The organism is Moorena bouillonii PNG, from assembly GCF_001942495.1.
In the GTDB taxonomy this organism is placed as follows: Bacteria; Cyanobacteriota; Cyanobacteriia; order Cyanobacteriales; family Coleofasciculaceae; genus Moorena; species Moorena bouillonii.
The window spans coordinates 4,624,281-4,643,568 of sequence record NZ_MKZS01000001.1; the positions used below are offsets into that span (position 1 = coordinate 4,624,281).

Sequence of the window (19,288 nt, forward strand, 5' to 3'; positions counted from 1 at the left end):
GTGTTGGCTTGCTGAAACTATTCTACCAGTGGAAACTATTTGGCATTGCTATCTAAGACAATTCCCTGTTCCACACGTCATGCAGTTTCCCGTCTGATAGGTAACCTCACCCTTCCCGGTGTGAGGTTTTACTTTTATTAGTCCCTAAAGCTGATCAAAAGAAGAGTCTACCACTTACATTCCATTGATTTTCCTGTCGTCGGAGGATATACTGATGCCAGACAACGACAAATCTAAAAAGCGATCGCACTGACCTGTCCCGGAAATGCGATCGCTAACACAAGTAACAACTTGCAATAAATCACTTACAATCATGAACGAGATTTTAACTGTTCGCAAATCTTCCATTAAACTAGTCCACGACTTAACCCTGGACACCTATACTGCGGATGAAGTGGACAAGCAGACGGGAATGTTCATTAACTACTTCAGTGGTTCTGGAATGGCTCTTGCAGTTGACTTACCGGATAACACAGCCCTACAAAGTCGCCTATCCAAAAAGCTGAAGGCTATGCAATAAGAGAATTTCACAGTCCTACAATCTAAGTATCGGATGGAGTCTGGAGGACTAACTGATCTGTTCCTCTGGACGATTTCAGATGCTTTGACTTTCTGGGAGTACTAGGCATTTGTTTCCAATTCTGTCAAAAAAAAGCCAAGGAAAAAGCAAGAAACATTATCATTGCTTCTGCTCGGGCTAACCTCCAAATCGTGACCGACGAAGCCTTTGGTCGTGGGTACACCTCTGGGAAAGCACAAGAACTGATGCTGGCCTATCAAGGTCAAAACCAGCGCCTCAAGAAAGACCTAGACCTAGCCAAGGAAGCCCTAGCCGAGCCAGACATCCTAGACGATGAAAACTGGCGGCTGCGGCAGCAAATCCGTGAAATGGGAGGAGTTCCGTACGACGAACAAATTGGATACACCAGCAACAATCCCAACGAACCTTTTTAGATCCCAAATTTTTCCAAATTAATTGCGTACGCTTGAATGGCTTGAAAAACAGCACTTGAATAGAAGTAGAGTGGGCTCCTTCCTGCCCGCCCGAGGCAGGAAACGAGCAAGATACCTGTTTCACCAAGATGCCCATTTCACTGTACAGAACTAGTGCCAACGAGAGACCATTTTTTGGGAGGAAGCTATTGCGTAAGTGTTGCCTCCCAATCCCGGTAACCCCAGTTACAAGCCTTATCAATACTGTAAATTGATTATTTCGAGTCTGGCGGTAACTGTTGCGCTACGGTTTTGGGATCTTTATCTATTTCCTCTGTATCTGGGTTGAGGTCGATGTCAGGATTGAGTTTTTGTGCTTCTTGATAGACAGAAATAGCCTTTTTTATTTTCCCCTGTATTGCTAGCCACCTACCCTGTCGTACCTTCTCTTGTGCCGCTAACAGTAGTGCTACTTTTTTAGGGTCTTTGTCGATTTCCTTTGTACTTGGGTTGAGGTCGATATCGGGATAGAGTTTTTGTGCTTCTTGATAGGTAGAAATAGCCTGCTCTATTTCCCTATTCATTGCTAGCCGCCAACCCTGTTTTACTTTTCCTTTTGCAGCTAACAAGTGCGCTACTATTTTAGGGTCTTTGTCTTTTTCCTCTGTCTCTGGATTGAGGTCGATGTCAGGATTGAGTTTTTGCGCTTCTTGATAGACAGAAATAGCCTGCTCTATTTCCCTATTCATTGCTAGCCGCCTACCCTGTTCTACTTTTCCTTTTGCGGCTAACAAGTGCGCTACTATTTTAGGGTCTTTGTCTTTTTCCTCTGTCTCTGGATTGAGGTCAATATCAGGATTGAGTTTTTGCGCTTCTTGATAGGTAGAAATAGCTTCCTTTATTTTCCCCTCTTCTGCTAAGATCGCTCCAAATTGTATCTTGACTGGTGCGGCTAACAAGTGCGCTACTATTTTAGGGTCTTTGTCTTTTTCCTCTGTCTCTGGATTGAGGTCGATGTCAGGATTAAGTTTTTGCGCTTTTTTAAATTTTTTAACAGCACTCTTGATATTTTGCTCTTTTTGTAAAATAGCTCGACCTTGTCTCACCAGAAATTCGGCTTTGGTTTTATCTTCCCAACTGGCATGCTTAAGACAAGCTTCTCCTGCTTTATTATTTTTAGGTGCAACGAGGTCAGGATGAAATTGCAGCTGATCACATCCCTCTTTTAAAGCCTCTTGCCAAGAGTAATTGCCCCACAAACGCACTGTTCTGTCGTTACTGCCACTGAGAATCTGTTTGCCATCTGGACTAAAAGCGATCGCATTGACCCTACTTGTATGACCTTCAAAGGTATGGATTAGTTGACCGGTTTCTGTGTCCCACAACCGCACTGTTCTGTCGTTACTGCTACTGAGAATCTGTTTGCCATCTGGACTAAAAGCGATCGCAGTGACATAACTAGTATGACCTTGTAAGGGATGGATTAGTTGACCGGTTTCTGTGTCCCACAACCGTAAGGTACTGTCGTTACTGCCACTGAGAACCTGTTTGCCATCTGGGCTAAAGGCGATCGCATCGACATAACTAGTATGACCTTGTAAGGGATGGATTAGTTGACCGGTTTCTGTGTCCCACAACCGCACTGTTTTGTCCCAACTGCTACTGACAATCTGTTTGCCATCTGGACTAAAAGCGATATTAGAGACAGCCCTTGTATGACCTTGTAAGGTATGGATTAGTTGACCGGATTCTGTGTCCCACAACCGCACTGTTCTGTCGTTACTGCCACTGAGAATCTGTTTGCCATCTCGACTAAAAGCGATCTCCCAGACAGCATCAGTATGACCTTCTAGTTGATGGAGAAGTTGACGGGATTCTGTGTCCCACAACTGCACTGTTCCGTCGTAACTGCCACTGAGAATCTGTTTGCCATCTCGACTAAAAGCGATCGCATTGACCCTACTTGTATGACCTTCTAGTTGATGGAGAAGTTGACGGGATTCTGTGTCCCACAACCGCACTGTTCCGTCGTAACTGCCACTGAGAATCTGTTTGCCATCTGGGCTAAAAGCGATCGCAGTGACCCTACTAGTATGACCTTCAAAGGTATGGATTAGTTGACGGGATTCGGTGTCCCACAACCGCACTGTGCGGTCCCTACTGCCACTGAGAATCTGCTTGCCATCTGGGCTAAAAGCGATCGCATCGACACCACCTGTATGATCTTCTAATGTATGGATTAGTAGACGGGATTCGGTGTCCCACAAGCGCACTGTTTTGTCCTTACTGCCACTGAGAATCTGTTTGCCATCTGGACTAAAAGCGATATCCCAGACCTGATCTGTATGATCTTCTAATGTATGGAGAGTTTGACCAGATTCGGTGTCCCACAAGCGCACTGTGCGGTCCCAACTGCCACTGATAATCTGCTTGCCATCTGGACTAAAAGCGAACGCAATGACATTATCTGTATGACCGTGTAAGGTATGGAGAGCTTGACCGGATTCAGTGTCCCACAACACTGTTTTGTTTAAACTCCCACTGAGAATCTGTTTGCCATCCGGACTAAAAGCGATATCATAGACACCATTTGTATGACCTTGTAATGTATGGATTAGTTGACCGGATTCGGTGTCCCACAACCGCACTGTTTTGTCCCTACTGCCACTGAGAATCTGCTTGCCATCTGGACTAAAAGCGATATGATAGACCCCATCAGTATGACCTTGTAATGTATGGATTAGTTGACCGGATTCGGTGTCCCACAACCGCACTGTTTTGTCGTCACTGCCACTGAGAATCTGTTTGCCATCTGCACTAAAAGCGATATCATAGACACCATTTGTATGACCTTGTAATGTATGGATTAGTTGACCGGATTCGGTGTCCCACAACCGCACTGTTTTGTCCCTACTTCTACTGATAATCTGTTTGCCATCTGGACTAAAAGCGATATCATAGACACTATCTGTAGGACCTTGTAAGGTATGGATTAGTTGACCGGATTCGGTGTCCCACAACCGCACTGTTTTGTCCCTACTTCTACTGATAATCTGTTTGCCATCTGGACTAAAAGCGATATCATAGACACTATCTGTAGGACCTTGTAAGGTATGGATTAGTTGACCGGATTCGGTGTCCCACAACCGCACTGTTTTGTCCCTACTGCTACTGATAATCTGTTTGCCATCTGGACTAAAAGCGATATCATCGACATAATTTGTATGACCTTGTAAATGATTCCTTTCTCGAACCTTATCTAAGGTTCCAAATAAGCTAGAATGAACTTCATTGAACACTTTTGGTTGCAAGGATTTTTGGTAATCTTGAATTTTAGCGGTTGATTCAATAGCTTGGATCAATTCTTCTGTAGTAGGTTTTACTGATAGAGAATACTTAATCTTGGTAGCTTCTGCGAGTAAGTCTGAGTTAATTGCCTCTTTACGAAATTGTAGACCCAAAATAGTGGCAATAACTCCAACCACTATAACCAATGTCAACCAAATCGTAAGTTGCTTCTGATTTTTTTCTGCTAATTGACGTGCCTTTACCTCTGCTTTGCGTTTGGCTTCAGACTCCTCTAGTAGTTTCTGTTGACGTTGTTTTTCTTCCTGTTGACGTTGTTTTTCTTTGTCAATTATGTGATCGCGGACTTTTTGACTAACCTTAATAAGTTCTTGTGAATCACTATTAAGTTGACCCTGGTAAAGATGTTTAGTTAAATAATCCTCAGCATTACTTAATTTTGCACCTTGTAATAAAAAAGCAATTTCTTCTGGTTTACCTTCCCTTTTCCACTCTTCAGCCGCTGCCTCAATCTTACGGGCTATTCTCATCCCATCCCGGTTTTCACTTATCCAACTCCGCAACAGACTCCAATGACGAATCAAAGCTTCATGAGCCACATCCACCACTGCTACTCTCTCTGAGACTTCTTTCCCTACCATTTCAGTGGTAACAACTAGCTTTTCATCAGCCAACTTCTGAACTACGGTATCAATAAGTTCTTCGTTATAGCGCTGATTCACTAAATTCGGCTTTAATACTCGTCTGCGGGTATCTTCTGTCCCTTCCCCCAACTGGGTCAGTGCCAGAAAAATATGCTTAACTGCTGCTTGTTTTTCTTCTGAAAGTAGCTCATATACCTCAGTCGCCCGTTGACGCAAAGTACCCATCACACCACCCAATTTGACATAGGTCTTGAGCCGCAAACAGTTATCAGTGCTTTCTTCCCACAGTCGTGTCAGGGTATATTGCAGTAATGGCAGATATCCTGGTGCATCCGCTACATCTGCCAGTATTTCTTTCACCAGTTCTGGCTCAATGTCCAATTCTACCTGTTTAGCTGGTTCTACAATTGCTTGTCTTAACTTCTCTGGTGGCATCGGCGTAACTGTCACCAAATTTTGTTGAATCTGCTGTGCTAATCCGCTATAGTCCTGTTCAAGACATTTACCAAAAAAGTCTGCTCGCATCGTCAATACCAAGCAGAGTTTATCCCCGGTTTTAGGTAAAGCTCCTAATAAGCATTCAAAAAACTGTTGTCTTTCTGAGCTATCCTGACACAAAGTAAATGCTTCTTCAAACTGATCAACTACCAGTATCACCCGCTGGGTATCGGTCACAGCGATTAATTGTCTCAACCCTTCAGAACCCTTTAAGATCAAATCCTCGGCTTGAGCTAATTGAGTCGCCCGTTCGATATCAGATAACCCAGAATCTAAAAAGCTTAGTGCTAAGGAATTGAGGGGATGTTCACCGGGCTGAAGGATTTTTATCTGCCAACTTTCACTACCCGATAACCTCCGTCCCAGTTGTAACTGATACAACAATCCCGCCCTAACTACACTAGATTTCCCACTACCAGACGCTCCCAAGACAGCCAGAAAATTACCAACACGCACCTTTTCCAACAATTGATCCGTTAAGGCAGTACGACCGTAGAAATACCTGGCATCTTCTTCCGTACAATCAAAATAAGCCAAACCCTTATAAGGACAGATACTTTTTGCCGAGGCAGCCAACTGTCTTGTTGCTGCTGTCCACCTGCGAGTCAGATTAATCGGTTCACCAGAATTACTAAAAATAGGACGCTGGGGAAAAGCATTCTGTTGTTGAGTAAGTAAATCAACTAAGGAATAGTTAGTTACCCATCGCTCCTGGCTTGGTTCCAATCCCTTGATCAGTGCAGAGGTGAGAACACTATGATTACTATCAATTTCCTCATAGGCCAGTTCAAAGGCACGAGAAGCAGCAATGAAACACCGGTCTCTGCCTTTACCCCGGTCTCCAGGGTCTGCTTCTGCTACATTTAGGACTTCTCCGGCATAACAGCAATCTAAAATAATAATCTGCTGCCTTACGTCACTTTCTTGTAGTAGTTCCCGCAACCATTTTAAACGAACACCCCAGTTACCCATGTCCGGGTTAACATAACTAGTTGCCAAAAAGCCTTCTTGTATCCCTTTGCTCTTTCGTAAACCATGCCCAGAAAAATAGAGTAGCGCTGTATCTGGGGTTTTCCCATTTGGTTTGAACAATTGTACTATGGCGTCTTCTAACTGAGTTAGAGTGACTTTGGTTTTTTTACCAACCCGAATGGTATTATTCTGTTTATCCTTAACCGCCGGGAGTCGCGTTACCTTAAAGTCTCCATACTTCTCTAGTAATTGGGCTATAGCTTCTGCATCCTGCCCAGGTGCCGTTAAATTATTGAGGCGTTCATAGCTGTAGGTATTAATTCCTATTACTAAGGCATTCCGACTCATAACAACCAGCTTTTTTTTTTAGATAAATAAATAATTAATAGGAATACAATTATGTTATCAATTTTGCCGGTAAATAGTTTAGCAAATATTATCCTATGAGACTATTAACGCCAATTCAGCTAGAGGATGGCACAATTATTTATGTTGAAGTTACAGAGGATTTAGACATTCCTACGGTAAGCAGCCCAGACAACCAATACGAAGAGGAAGAGGAAGAAGAAGCCCTCACCGACAAGGGCATGAGTTCTCCTGAAAGGCTACGACAGCAAATAATACAACATGCTCAAACCATTGAAGGGACGATCCGGGCTTACACTATTATTGGCTTAAATGCGTTTAAGAAAAAGCCAATCCCTAATGTTAAAAAAGTTACCCTAGAATTTGGAATTGAATTAGGGGGAGAAGCGGGGATTCCTTATGTAACCAAAGGCACTGCTAAAAGTAATCTTAAGATAACAGTAGAGTGCTCGCTTCCTAAGCAAGTTGAAAATAAAACTTAGTTAAAACAAATTACGCGTTCGCTTTTAGCGGAAGCTTTGCTTCATCGCTTTTAGCGGAAGCGAAGCTTCATCGCTTGCAAGTAACTGAACCAGTTTCCGTAGGGTAAACACATTTACCGATGGAGTGCGTAGGCATGTTCAAAGAGAGCGTACGCACTCCATCCTGAACCCCGCTTCACCCTATCCATACTTGGCATAGCGCATCACATTCAGGACTTCCGAACATCTCAATCCCCAGAAGTATTAGTTACATCGGGCAACCCTGATTTCAACACCTACCCCATGTGTTTCTTAGGAGTTAAGCCTGGTTCTAACTCATAAAGTTGGAAATGTTGTTAAGGGCGCTCTCACTTACCCCTTCTACTAAACCTATCGTGCTATTGTTTGCTTCGATAGTAGTTGCGCTAGGAAGTTGGGTGAATGACAGAGCCCCAAAGGTTAGACCATCATCTAATAAGAATTTATCTATACCAACTTCAAAGTCAGTTATAAATTGACTTTGAGTACTTCTCAACACAAATATGTCGGCATCGGAACCACCAGTGAGAGTGTTCAGTGGACCATTACCTCCATCAAGTAGATCTTCACCATTACCGCCAACAAGGGTATCAACACCATTACCGCCAACAAGGGTATCATTACCATCACCACCTCGCAGCAGGTCATTTCCAGAGAGACCAGAAAGGGTATCGTTACCACCTTGACCATTGATAACGTCATCCGAGTTGTTGAAGCCAGAGGTGTTGTTATTTAAATCATTGAGGAAGGTTACTGTATTGGGATTAAAGACGGTGCTACGAAGTTGATTCGCATTAACAACATCAAAGCTATCTTGAATTGTCAGATCGTTATCGAACAGTATATTGCCGATGCCTTGTGAAAGGTTATCGAGATCCTCAAGATTAAAGTTTTTCAGAACCACCTTATCACTGCTATTTCCCTCAAAGGTAATCTCTAAGTCACTTCCATTCTGAGTGAGAAGTAAATTTTTTGCGGTCTGTCCTGAATCAGAAAACTCTATGATATCGACTTCGTCAATAACAGCTTGAGATGGGTTTGTCCCAGTGCCAACACCTCCGAAATCAGTAATAATGTCATTCCCTCCACCGAAGGCGTCAAATCTGTCTTGTCCACCACCTCCAATTGCAATGTCATTTCCAAAGCTACCAAAGAAGAAGTCATTTCCAGACCCACCATTAAGAATGTCATCACCTAGACCACTACTAAGAGTGTCATTTCCAGAACCACCGTTAAGGTTGTCGTCGCCAAATCCACCACGAATAGAGTCACTACCGTTCCCACCATTTAATGTCACATTAGGATTAGAGCTTGAGAATAAAATTCCCTCGGCGTTGAGAGTATCATTGCCATTTCCACCATTAAGAATGTCATCACCGTCTCTTCGGGTCTCTAGAAGATCATCGCCATCTCCACCATTAAGAGTGTCACTAAGACCTCGGCTCAAGAGGGTATCGTTACCAGAGCCACCGTCAAGAATATCAATTGAAGGTGTAAATCCAGTTCTTATTTCATTGCCATCTCCAAAGAGCTGATCATCACCATCTTCACCAAAAAGGATATTGGTACTTGAAACTCCACTTGTTCCACTAGAAAGAGTGTCATTACCATTCCCACCAAAAATAGTATCTGAGGCGGGTCCACCATCGAGGTTATCATTACCTTCCCCACCAAAAAGGATGTCATTGCCAAAAAAATCATCGATAATATCATTACCCACCCCACCAATGATAGTATCATTGCCACTTTGACCATTGAGAGTATCGTTGCCAAGTTGACCATCAATTAGATCACTACCACCTCCACCATTGAGGCTGTCGTTATTCACAGTACCTGAAATTATTGCCATGGTATTTCTCCTTGATTTAAAACAGTGATAAAAATCAAAACTTATGTTGCTGATATCAATAACAGCACCCTTAAATGACTGATCAATTCAGAACCGAAAGCTGGTTGACTGACAAAAGTTCACATAGGGCGATCGGTGCAGGAATCGGTGTAGCGGTGCGCTACCCTACGAACACTCATCCAAACCCACTGATGGAAGCATCTTTTCCCACTGATGGAAGGTGTTACCTTCTCAAATTGGCTACAAATGTCATATTCTGACTGGGTGACATTACTCAGACAGGATGACAAGCGAAAACTCCCGTATCTATAATGCCCTTCTTAGGTTATTGGGTCAATCCAAACAATGGGCTGATATCAGGTATCTACATACAAGGCGTCTCGATAGTAGTTGGACTAATTCACTCAGGTAGCGTAAATCTGACAAAATGGACTATGTACATCGACTCAAGTCCTGTGTTTGCCCAACCTAAACAGGCAAGGGGTCTCCCGTTATACCCGGAGGGTTAGCGGGAGGGGAATTGCCTGTTTAGGTTGGCTGATCGAGGCCACATTCCGCAGGTGCGATCGCACTCCATCCTGACCCCCGCCTTACCCTATCCATACTTGGCATAGCGCATCACATTCAGCTGAGGGGGCGACATGAGCCCTGAAAAGCTTACTAGATTCTGCTGCTTCACCCGATAGATTATGAGGAACGCACCACCCAAAACCTTTGATATTCATGTTTGTTACCCTAATATTTTCTCTTTAATTGTAAGTGCGATCGTGTTATACTAAGTAAAAAAATATAATCAAAAAAACGTAATTAATCATGACAGCAAATAGCACTAAGCGAAAATCGACTCATAGAAAAAGTTAAAAAACTGTCCCTTGAACAAATATAACAATAATACAGGATATATAGGGTTTTTCGTAGCTATGAGAAACCCTATAGTCTTATTAAAGCGGATTTGGGTACAGACCCCAGATCCAACTTCTTCAAAGTCTGAGTAATAGAATTATTAACAGGCTAGATACCAGGCTGGCAAAGGTTGTCCTGATTGAATTCCATAGGAGCCAACGTGGTTCAAAGTCCATACGAGCCGCTTTTTGTGCAGTTTCATCCATCTCGTCAATATTCAGCGTTTGCAGTTTGTTATTCAAGGGTATGTTAATGGTGAAAGTCGGCAATTGAACAACTAGAAGGTAAGCAAGCACCGCTAAGATTATGAGCAGACGCTCCGCTCCCTCCAATTGCCCGATGCCAAGTATCCCTGAAGCCATTAGAGCCAAGATTGAACCCACCCAGACCAACACAAAAATCGGCTGATTATTCTGAATAATGCCATCCATTACCTGAAAAGCTCGGATAAACTCCCGGTCACTTAAAGTCTTGATACCCGGCATGACTACTACAGCAAAAGCAAACACGAAGCCTGCTACCAGAGAACACAGCAATGTAGCCAAGATCAATGTAATCTGAAAAACTCCTTCTATTGACATGGGAAAACCTCGTCTGTTCTATTGATTCCGAACTATTCTTCCATTTCTTTAAGGGATGCCATGAACTCGGAGCCAGTGAGTCGAGGATGATTACCTGCGAGATCATACAATGCAGGTTTCTTGTCAATGTAAATTTCCCTGGCAAGCTTAAATGGCTTTAAGTCGTCAAAAGTACCCATCCAAAGCACATACAGGTTTGCCTCTTTCAAGTGATAAAAAAGATTCGTGCCACAACGGTTACAGAAACCGCGTTCTGCCCACTCTGATGAATCAAATCGAGTGATGTTCTGCTCACCGTTAAAGCTGACCTGACCAACACTCACTGCAAAACCCGGTCCACCATTCCATCGCAGACAGATATCACAGTGGCAACTATGAACGTCCGTCTCTACCTCTTTGGCGGCATATGTGACAGCACCACATAAACAACGTCCTGTAGCTTCCATTTGAACTTCCTTAAATTGGTGATCAACTTAAAGCTTACATTTAATCAGCTTTCTTGCAGGGATGAAATTGTTACTGGCGGGTGTGCCTTGGGGTGTGCCTTAGGGTAGGTGGGGGCAGTCTGGATGGGGGATTCTATTGATGCACCAGACTCAAAACCAGATCTCAAGTGATTGGACATGGTTTGCAGGATTTTTGCGGAGCGTTCCACAAAATTAAATGAATTTTTCAGAGAATTCAAAAGTCTTCCCTAGTCCCATTAGACTCAGATCTTGAGCAGATGACAACGTACTATATAGCGTTTATCATAACTATGAGGTACACATTGTTTTGACTTATTCACTATTATCTGCTCCCTGCTTCCTGCTCCCTGTTCCCTGTTCCCTGTTCCCTGTTCCCTGTTCCCTAAAACCCATAAATTTGTACCTCATAAGTTTTAGAATTGCTATAATACCCACAAGACTTTTGAGGGATTTGAGATGGCATTGAACTCTTCTGCTTCCAGTTCGCCCAATACAGATAATTGGCAAAAATCCTTACATAAAGAAGAATTCTACACTTGGCATAATTACCGTTGTGCCTATGAAGTCTATACCCCAACAGATGAAAGTGCTAAGACGAAAAATCCTCTACTATTAGTCCATCCTATTGGTGTTGGACTATCACGCTTTTTTTGGCATCGCTTTTGCCAGGAGTGGTTGAACACTGGCGATGGTCATCTAATTTATAATCCCGACTTGCTAGGATGTGGCGAAAGCGAAATGCCCCCTCTTGCTTACTACCCTATCGATTGGGCTGACCAGTTACACTATTTTTTAACAACTGTAGTCAAAAAACCGGTGATTCTGCTAGTGCAAGGGGCTTTATTACCTGTGGCACTTACCTTGCTCCAAAAGCAAACTGAACCAAATTATATTCAAGGGTTAGTACTCTCAGGTCCTCCGTCTTGGTCTCTGATGACAGCAGAAACTCAATACTGGAAGCAGCGAGTTGCTTGGAATCTCCTCGAATCTCCTTTAGGTAGTGCCTTCTTTCGTTATGCTCGTCGCCGTCAATTCCTGCAAAAGTTTTCAGAAGATAAACTGTTTGCTGAGAGTTCTACAGTAGATAACGAATGGTTAGATAATCTCCAAAAGGGAGCAATTAATCCAGCTAGCCGCTACGCAGTTTTTTCTTTTTTGGCTGGCTTTTGGCGACAAAACTATCAACAGGCGATCGCTAATACTTCTCAACCTACTCTAGTAGTAGTAGGAGAGCAAGCTTCAAGTATTAGTAAGCGGGGGAAATCTGAAACACCAGAAGACCGACTAGCTCAGTATATCAAGCATCTTCCTCAAGGTGAAGGTCGTAAAATTCCTGGTCGTAATGTTTTGCCTTATGAGTCAACCTATGAGTTTGTAAAAGTTGTCGGAGATGCTATTTCTAGCTTTGAGTAGTAGTATAAATGCAAAGTATAGCAATTATACGACTTGTGAGGTACAAATTTCTGGTTTTTAGGGAGCAGGGAGCAGGGAGCAGGGAGCAGCGGATATGGGAAGAGGAACCCACCCCTAACCCCTCCCAGGAGGGGAAGTGAGGGAAGAGGGAAAAAATAATGTGTACCTCATGAGTCCTAGAAACGCTATAACTGCACCGATTAACCCAGGACGTGCAGTTACTGGATGTCCAACTAGCATTAAACGTTTACCAATCTTAATCAACAAAGACCAGTGCATCGCACCCATTTGGATGGGATCACTTGTTTCACAGTCTCAATAGTATCAAAGGTAGAAGAGCAAATGCTTACCGCTGATTGTATCATTCAGATGTCTGGATATCGCCTAGGTCAGGACGAGAAAGAGTTTTTCTTTCGTGATTTACCATTCATTTACCAAGAAGTGAAAGGAGAGTTTCCCGTTCACTCTGGGATGGGGGATGATAAATACCATCGCTCTCAAAAGCAGCAAAAGAAGATCAAGAAAGCAAGGAAGAAAGGGAAAAAGCGGCGGGCTGCTGTTCTAGCTAACCTATATGATGTAGATTTTTTTGACGCTTACCGCGATCAATTGTTCGGAATGATTGGAGTACTAGAAGAGCGAACACTACTAGCGGCCATACCCTTAGAAGAGTTGAGCGAAGACGAAGAGGAAGCAATAGATATCCTTACTGAGAAGGAGGAAGAATTATCAGATAGGTATGATGAGTTTCGCAATGCTATTGTACTCACCGCATGGGAGTGATCAACTTAATCGTTGATTTGGCAATAGACCCCTTTCATCTCTCCGGAAGGGTTCTGCGATCGCTTTTATAGGATTTATGAGGTACGCTTCTCAACCTCAAAGTCCCCCTTAATAAGGGGGATTTAGGGGGATCTATTTGTCCCTCATGGCATAGAGAATTGCTATAGAAACCACAAGGAGTGGAAATTCCTAGCCCTAGGCTTACCGAACTAGATAAAATTGCAAAAGAAATGAAATCATTAAAGGACTATAAAATTATTTTACGTCCCGATGACAACGGAACTTTTGTGGCCTATATTCCAGCGATTAAAGGATGTCATGCCTGGGGAGAAACTCCTGAGGCAGCCCTCTGTGAATTAAATCCTGTTTTTGAGATGATTCAAGAAGAATACCTCGAAGAAGGCAAAATTTTACCTGATGATGTCGAGGTAACTGTTTTTCATGCCAGCTAAAGCTAAAACCTTAGAAAAAGTTGCTAAACAATTAGGCTTTCAGAAAGTTCGTCAAAAAGGAAGTCATGCCCGTTGGAAGCATCCGGATGGACGGTCAACCACTATAGTATTTATCATACTTATGAGGTACACCTTATTTTTTACCTCTTCCCTCTTGGCTCTTGGCTCTTCCCTGCTCCCTGCTCCCTGCTCCCTAAAAACCAGAAATTTGTACCTCAGAAGTCGTAGAATTTATATAATCACATAGGGTCAAAGTGTTTTACACTCCCCGCCCGCTTATGAGCGGGGATTCTTCAATCGGTAAAATATGACAGCACTAAATTACTAGCCACTGACCATCGACTTCAACTTATTCAATAAATTATCCCCATCTAACTTAAGTTTCCATGGCAGCAATTCAGGGTTCTCCGGGTCTAAATTATCCCACATTTGCAACCACTTACGAGCGCTATCTTTGTCTTTTTTCGCCATGAATAATTCAATTTGAGCAGTGCAAAAATTACTAAACTCCGAAAACTGAAAGCGCTTGCGAGATATTAGAGGCTTGAGCAAAGCTTCTGCTTCTGCAATTTCTCCTTTTTTGATTTTCAACCTTGCCAGAGATATAATTGGAAATAGATAATCAGGATATTTTGATGATAGTTCTGACAAAAGGTTGTAGGCTTCTTCTGTGCGTCCTTGCATTTGATAGGTACCAGCTAAGTTATTGAGTAAATCTGGTGAGTCTGGTTCTATTTCCAAAGCTTTTTGCAGTATTTTTTCTGCCTCTACCGCTTTTTCTACTCCTCCTTTTGTCATCAACGATATAGCTTTACCCCCCAGATTTTTGACTTTACGGGAATGATTCGCCACAGTGGGCTCGTCGTGAAGCTCATAGGAGATTAGGTTAACCTCTTGCAATTCACCTTGAAACCACATTTTTACACCTTCTTGGGGCAACAGTTTGGCTTCAGACACCGTTATCGCAGCTTCATAACGCATGGCATCAGGACCGTGCTGGCTGATGGCAAAGTCCCGCAGTGCTACTAGCATTTCCGGAGTTTTGGCCAAACTAGCAAAGCGAAAAGCAAATTCTCTTCCTTGGGGGTCTCCTCTTTCCAGAAGTATAGGTATAATATTGTTAATCTGGGGATGTGAATCAAAATAATCCTGGGTGGTTTTGCCTAAAAGCTGTTGACCCTTTTTTTTGGAGTGGGAATCTGCCAAAGCTGATAGTTCTTTTATTGTCTTTTGTGTTAACCAGCAACTCAAGGGGAATGCCCAAGGTGCGTGACGTTCACCAATTGGTTTCTTCAAGTCTTGCAGGTTTGCCTGTGCTAATTTTGACCCTTCCGTGTTTTCAGGGGTTTGCAACCATAATTTACGGGCTTCATCTATACGTCCCTGACGTGTTAGTGCTACTGCTACCAGGTGCGAAAACAACCCCGTAAACGACGTTCCTGAGAGTTCTCCTGAAGCTTTAACTTGCTCAAAAACTTGCAAAATTCCTTGGTCGTCACCAAAGTACGAGAGGGCTTCCGCTTTCTTTGTCCACACGTCCCAGCCCTTAGCTTGGGAATTGATCAATCTTTCACAAGTACTTTTTGCTTGTTCCATATCACCATTGAGAATATGGTAGCGAGTCAGGTTCCCAAGGGCATGGATATTGTCTGGTTGAATTTCCAGGACTTTTTGGCAATAGGCGATTGCTGTATCATTATCCCCCAAGGTAAAGCTAATCAAACTCAAGTTATTGTAAGAAAACACAAAATCAGGTCGTAGTTGAAGTAACTCTTCATTTGCCAATTGTGCTTGTTCATATTCCCCTTGGCTTAAATAAGCTTGAGCGCGTTCGTGTAATACCGCAATCTCCCAACCATCGGAGCGCGTTAAATTCATTTCAGCCAAGAGTTCATCCACCTTAGAATCTAAGTCTGCGATGGCTTCGCGGGCATCATCCGCCAAATCATGGTTGGGAAAACGACTCACAGCATTTTGAAAGGCTTCCAGGGCAAGTATTGGATGCAGGTTAGCATAGTGACCTCCCGCCAGGCCATATGCTGCATCTGCATTTTTAGGGTCTACTTTTACCAGCATTTCGCAAGCACGTTCATAAGCCGGTAAATCCTTTAATTCATAACAGACATTTACTAAATCGGAGAGAACATCTGCATTATGGGGGTAGTTATTACTCAAATTCTCCAGAACTACCTGGGCTTTTTCCCATTTTTGCTTTATCATCAAAGCTCTTGCCTTGCGAAGTTCCGGCATTAAGCTTTTAATTCCAAAACCACTACTTTTACTCAAGCCGGTTTTCTTTTTACTTGCCATTGCTAGTAACCTCCCTATTTTCTAGGGGGTAAGTAACTTTATTACTATCACGATAGTAGTAATGTCTGCACCCCCTTTTTTAGGAGTTTATTAGTGATGATGGTTTTTAAGACTATTATTTACTTTTTCTTTAACACAGGACGGGAGCAACTAGTAAAGTCTGTCTCGCTATAGAGTTAATTAGCTTGAGCTACGGTCAATCCAGGTTCCGAGATGCCCTGCCGTACCCCAGGCTCTTTCTAGAATGTTTATAGGTGTATTGTTGTACTAGTATGATTAACTAGAGACAAATTAGGGAACAAACAATGAGCAACATCTACGTATTTCATCAGGGGCGAGGAGATAGTGGCTGGCTCTGGTATAACGTTTTTGATGGCAATGAGTGGCTTGGAGATCAAAAAGTTCCTAAAACTGGGATGACAGGAGATCCATCAGCAGTAGTATACAATGACCTTGTCTATGTGTTCCACCAAGGACGGGGAGATAGTGGTTGGCTCTGGTATAACGTTTTTGATGGCAATGAGTGGGCTGGAGATAAAGAAATTGGTAATACTGGTATAAGTGCTGGCCCATCAGCAGTAGTATACAATGACCTTCTCTATGTGTTCCACCAAGGACGAGGGGATAGTGGTTGGCTCTGGTATAACGTTTTTGATGGCAATGAGTGGGCTGGGGATCAAGAAGTTCCTAAGACCGGAATTAGTTCTAGTCCATCAGCAGTAGTATACAATGACCTTCTCTATGTGTTCCACCAAGGACGAGGAGATAGTGGCTGGCTCTGGTATAACGTTTTTGATGGCAATGAGTGGGCTGGAGATAAAGAGGTACGGGGCACAGGTTTAACCGATGATCCAGATGCATTAGTCTACAACGGTCAAGTATACGTGTTTCACGAGGGCAGAGGTGATAACGGTTGGCTGTGGTGCAATGTCTTCGATGGCAATGAGTGGGCTGGAGATCACAAGATACATAAAACTGGGATAACTGCTGGACCATCAGCAGTCGTATATAATGACGAAATTTACCTGTTACATCAAGGGCGAGAGGACAGTGGATGGATGTGGTGTAATGTATTTAATGGTTCTGAATGGGTTGGAGACAAAGAAGTCCCCAAGACTGGTATTTCTGAAGGACCAAGTGCAGTGCTTTACTAACTAATTGCGCGTTGCTGAATCAAGATAAGAATTAAGAATTAAGAATTAAGAATTAAGAATGTAGAATTAATTCTTAATTCTCCATTCTCTCCTCCTTCAAGCACAATCGATCCAATAATTCCCTCGGAATAGTCTCAAAATCTTCCAACAAAAAATCCATAATCGCCAGATGGCGCAAGTGACCAGGAGTCGGAGGGTAACAGCGACGACTAGTGTTAAACCAGCCGTTAACCGTGTGAACGGAACAAGAGCAGATCAAAGCTATATCTTCCTGGGTTAAGTCCCACTTTTGGTAAAACCGCTGCGGTGTCATACCCAATTCCAAGTAACTGTACAGTCGGATTAGAATTTGCTCTCGTTCTGTGATGGGATAGGGATACAAATTTTCCTCCCTTGGCTCCCTGTGTTGTCCAAGCTGCTCAAGACGCTCCATAGCTTCGTGATAATCGATGGGATGATGAATAAATCGTGTCTTTGCCATTATGATAGAGTTACCTAAACTGTGGTTTGGGAGAGAGCCGCGCTTCGTGGTTCGTGGCCGGAAAGCGCGGCTCTTTTTGCCATGATTATCTTATAAATAGTGGCTATGGTTGTTGTCAATTGGAAAATCAAAAAAATCTGGATAAATTGTAAATATTGCAATAACTATTTATAATTAAATTATTATATTGATAACAATTTTAGCTAATAGCAACATAAGGATAGTTTAAGACGTTTAATACTTATACTTTGGGGAAAACAAGGCAGAGGGCAGAAGGCAGAAGTGAATTCAACCTTCAACAACCTTGGCCAAAAGGCCACGCTACGCGAACAACCTTCAACAACAGAAGAACCACTACCCGATAATGACTAAGACGTTACCAACGGGATGAGCCGGGCATGTAGAGATGGGGTTTGGGTGTGCGATCGCTCTGAAAGACTCTCGAAAATTCTTCATATTTACAAAACTTTATATGAAAATGTATAAAATTTGGATTTTCGGAGTGATTACAAAGTAAGGACATTCAAGAAACAGTAATGTGTTTAACCCACTTTCCATAAAGAATTAATGGCATGTACCAGATCTGTCCCTTTGTATAACTAGAGTTTAAAGCAATGACAATGAAGAAAAAATACCAGATTGTGAGTACTACCAAAGCTAAACCTATCCTCAACTTACCAGAAACCCACCTCCAAATATTGTCAGAAACTGAAAGCGCGACAGTGGTAGGAGGTAACCTTTTGACTGTTAACACCTCCGTTCAGAGAAATCTTCGTTTATTGAGGATAAGTGATAGACTTGGTCCAAAGCCAGAGGATCCGAGTATCGAACTCATATCCCGCTTATCTAAGATAGTAAATATAAATAAGGGGGGACAAACGGGTGGTGAACTATAACTTCACACGCTGAAACCCTTATGATTTCGCGATCGCTTATCAAAACAGTTCCAGCGTAGTAGCGCGATCGCCTTTGGCACAGCAAAGCTGAACGCCTTATTTTAAAACAGCCCCCATTAGTCCCCCGAGCGAGGGATTGCTCGCTCGGGGGACTTTTAGAGTTTTATTCCTCCCTCGGTGCGCTTCCCATAGGCGAATTAAATTCGCTTAAGGTGCGACCCAAAAAATTGGGTAGTTAGGGGGCAAAACTATACCGATAATCAGCAACTAGTACTAATTATCTACAGCATCAAACTTTACTTAAAGCGACGCAATCGCTTAGCAGCCTGTAATCCCTGATTAACAGTAGTAGTGCTAAGGGCTGTTACCTGAAGCCATGGGACAACATCATCTTTGATGCTCTTTTGGACGTCACTACTGGTAATGTAAGTAGCGACAACAGCAAGAGCTATAGGAACGCAGAAATGCCCTATAGCTTGGAGATATCTTTTCATAATTTTCATACAAACGCAATACAAACCAACAACTGACTTTAACTATGGATAGGCTGTGTCATAGCAAATGTCAATTACATTATAGAGGCTTAAAGATTATAATTTGTAGCCAAAAAAAATAAAGATTTGAATAAGATTAATAAAAAGTTACTGTAGGATAAAAAATAAGTATCCGGAGTTTATGTTTAACGTTTTAAATAAAATTAGTATATAATTGTATTTAATCTTATTTAATTATGGATTTAAGCTTACCTATTGTCTCAAGAAAATATTGAAATTTATTTTT

At 42.6% G+C, this 19,288-nt stretch carries 16 protein-coding genes; 8 read left to right on the top strand and 8 right to left on the bottom strand.

What is annotated here, in order from left to right; all coding sequences use genetic code 11:
- Positions 1 to 174 precede the first annotated feature (174 nt).
- Positions 175 to 315, bottom strand: a complete 141-nt coding sequence (locus BJP37_RS39535; protein WP_158069661.1) for a hypothetical protein — start codon at positions 313 to 315, stop codon at positions 175 to 177.
- Here BJP37_RS39535 and BJP37_RS18750 point away from each other — a divergent pair.
- Both BJP37_RS18750 and BJP37_RS18755 read left to right on the top strand, forming a co-directional pair.
- Positions 314 to 520 (top strand): hypothetical protein, encoded by a 207-nt coding sequence (locus BJP37_RS18750; protein ID WP_075900994.1) that lies wholly within the window; start codon positions 314 to 316, stop codon positions 518 to 520. The two genes, BJP37_RS39535 and BJP37_RS18750, sit on opposite strands and share 2 nt — an antisense overlap.
- Before the next feature lie 191 nt (positions 521 to 711).
- Entirely contained in the window at positions 712 to 954 is a 243-nt protein-coding gene (locus BJP37_RS18755) for a hypothetical protein (RefSeq protein ID WP_075900995.1), read from the top strand.
- 254 nt (positions 955 to 1,208) lie between these two features.
- Here BJP37_RS18755 and BJP37_RS36840 read toward each other — a convergent pair whose 3' ends face one another.
- A complete protein-coding gene (locus BJP37_RS36840; protein ID WP_075900997.1) occupies positions 1,209 to 6,701 on the bottom strand; it encodes an nSTAND1 domain-containing NTPase in 5,493 nt (1,830 codons plus the stop codon).
- Between the two features lie 95 nt (positions 6,702 to 6,796).
- Between BJP37_RS36840 and BJP37_RS18765 the strand changes: the two genes are divergently transcribed.
- Entirely contained in the window at positions 6,797 to 7,201 is a 405-nt protein-coding gene (locus BJP37_RS18765; RefSeq protein ID WP_075900999.1) for a CU044_2847 family protein, read from the top strand.
- A 310-nt stretch (positions 7,202 to 7,511) separates the two neighbouring features.
- Here BJP37_RS18765 and BJP37_RS36845 read toward each other — a convergent pair whose 3' ends face one another.
- From BJP37_RS36845 to BJP37_RS18780, 3 genes are all read right to left on the bottom strand, one after another.
- Complete coding sequence (locus BJP37_RS36845) at positions 7,512 to 9,068, bottom strand: calcium-binding protein (protein WP_075901001.1); 1,557 nt, start codon at positions 9,066 to 9,068, stop codon at positions 7,512 to 7,514.
- Between the two features lie 980 nt (positions 9,069 to 10,048).
- Positions 10,049 to 10,552 carry an anthrone oxygenase family protein gene (locus BJP37_RS18775; RefSeq protein WP_075901003.1) on the bottom strand — a complete coding sequence of 168 codons (504 nt, stop codon included), beginning with the start codon at positions 10,550 to 10,552 and terminating at the stop codon, positions 10,049 to 10,051.
- A gap of 32 nt (positions 10,553 to 10,584) precedes the next feature.
- Positions 10,585 to 10,998 carry a GFA family protein gene (locus BJP37_RS18780; protein WP_075901005.1) on the bottom strand — a complete coding sequence of 138 codons (414 nt, stop codon included), beginning with the start codon at positions 10,996 to 10,998 and terminating at the stop codon, positions 10,585 to 10,587.
- A 477-nt stretch (positions 10,999 to 11,475) separates the two neighbouring features.
- Between BJP37_RS18780 and BJP37_RS18785 the strand changes: the two genes are divergently transcribed.
- From BJP37_RS18785 to BJP37_RS42690, 4 genes are all read left to right on the top strand, one after another.
- Positions 11,476 to 12,432, top strand: coding sequence for an alpha/beta fold hydrolase (locus BJP37_RS18785; RefSeq protein WP_075901006.1), 957 nt, complete (start codon positions 11,476 to 11,478; stop codon positions 12,430 to 12,432).
- A gap of 273 nt (positions 12,433 to 12,705) precedes the next feature.
- The gene (locus BJP37_RS18790) at positions 12,706 to 13,215 is read left to right on the top strand and encodes a hypothetical protein (RefSeq protein WP_143727681.1); all 510 of its coding nucleotides are present in this window, start codon (positions 12,706 to 12,708) and stop codon (positions 13,213 to 13,215) included.
- Between the two features lie 230 nt (positions 13,216 to 13,445).
- Complete coding sequence (locus BJP37_RS18795) at positions 13,446 to 13,667, top strand: type II toxin-antitoxin system HicB family antitoxin (RefSeq protein WP_075906250.1); 222 nt, start codon at positions 13,446 to 13,448, stop codon at positions 13,665 to 13,667.
- Entirely contained in the window at positions 13,657 to 13,914 is a 258-nt protein-coding gene (locus BJP37_RS42690) for a type II toxin-antitoxin system HicA family toxin (protein ID WP_229415364.1), read from the top strand. The genes BJP37_RS18795 and BJP37_RS42690 overlap by 11 nt, the downstream gene beginning before the upstream one ends.
- A gap of 77 nt (positions 13,915 to 13,991) precedes the next feature.
- On the opposite strand, the gene BJP37_RS18805 is transcribed toward BJP37_RS42690, so the two are convergent.
- Complete coding sequence (locus BJP37_RS18805; protein WP_075901010.1) at positions 13,992 to 15,977, bottom strand: tetratricopeptide repeat protein; 1,986 nt, start codon at positions 15,975 to 15,977, stop codon at positions 13,992 to 13,994.
- Between the two features lie 305 nt (positions 15,978 to 16,282).
- On the opposite strand from BJP37_RS18805, the gene BJP37_RS18810 reads away from it, so the two are divergent.
- A complete protein-coding gene (locus BJP37_RS18810) occupies positions 16,283 to 17,131 on the top strand; it encodes a hypothetical protein (RefSeq protein WP_075901012.1) in 849 nt (282 codons plus the stop codon).
- A gap of 73 nt (positions 17,132 to 17,204) precedes the next feature.
- Here the strand turns inward: BJP37_RS18810 and BJP37_RS18815 are convergent, their stop codons facing one another.
- Positions 17,205 to 17,612, bottom strand: a complete 408-nt coding sequence (locus tag BJP37_RS18815; RefSeq protein WP_075901014.1) for a hypothetical protein — start codon at positions 17,610 to 17,612, stop codon at positions 17,205 to 17,207.
- A 1,192-nt stretch (positions 17,613 to 18,804) separates the two neighbouring features.
- Entirely contained in the window at positions 18,805 to 19,002 is a 198-nt protein-coding gene (locus BJP37_RS18825) for a hypothetical protein (RefSeq protein WP_143727682.1), read from the bottom strand.
- Positions 19,003 to 19,288 lie beyond the last annotated feature (286 nt).